The following is a 690-nucleotide window of genomic DNA, read 5'->3' as shown; positions in this document are numbered from 1 at the left end:
TTTCACTTTTAATAATTACAGCCTTATATTTTTTGTTAGCAGATAAAATTTCTTTAAAACCTTTCCTAACTATGTACCATTCTTCTAAAAAATTTTTTTCTAAAGAACGCCGTTAGTTGAATCCTATCTTCTTATTACCAATAGTGTTTTCTCGAATATCGAAATGTTATTGATGTCCATGTTATTAAGATTGATAATTTGGTCAAAATCATAATTTCTTTCTTCTTCCTCTTCTCCAACCCAACAAGTATATAACTCGCAATAATCTCCTTCTTCGAGATATTCATTTAAAATATCACATAACGCAAGGAAACTCTTCTTTGCTTCTTTGTTACTTTTTATAAGATAAGGGTCTTGGTTGTTAGCATTAAATGACATACCTACATATCCATCAGTAAAAACCTCATATATATTCTTAGTTGTAAAGTGTTTCTTTACTAAATTTATCATTTGGTCATCCGAAAAATTTTTACCAATTAAAACTTTGTCATCACTACCATCTTTACTGTAAGGTAAAGTGAAATTACAACCAAGATAATTAACTATACTCATTATCTTCCATAACCCCTTTAAGTTTTTACCTTTATTTTAGTCAAATTACCTATTCAATTAACCTGCCCCGTTAGTGAAAAAAGCGTTCCTCCCTGTTGAAGAAACGCCCCCTTTAGTTAAAGTACATTTCTTCACAAT

Annotated in this window: 1 protein-coding gene; it reads right to left on the bottom strand. The window is 29.6% G+C overall.

Going from position 1 to position 690, the window contains the following annotated elements; translation table 11 throughout:
- Positions 1-123: 123 nt before the first annotated feature.
- Positions 124-552: a hypothetical protein gene (locus V7122_RS24730; RefSeq protein WP_335529812.1), complete on the bottom strand. Its 429-nt coding sequence runs from the start codon at positions 550-552 to the stop codon at positions 124-126.
- Positions 553-690 lie beyond the last annotated feature (138 nt).

Source organism: Bacillus sp. JJ1532 (assembly GCF_036965085.1).
GTDB lineage: Bacteria > Bacillota > Bacilli > Bacillales > Cytobacillaceae > Cytobacillus.
Note: the sequence above shows the minus strand (reverse complement) of the source record. Positions and strands in the feature narration are given on the sequence as shown.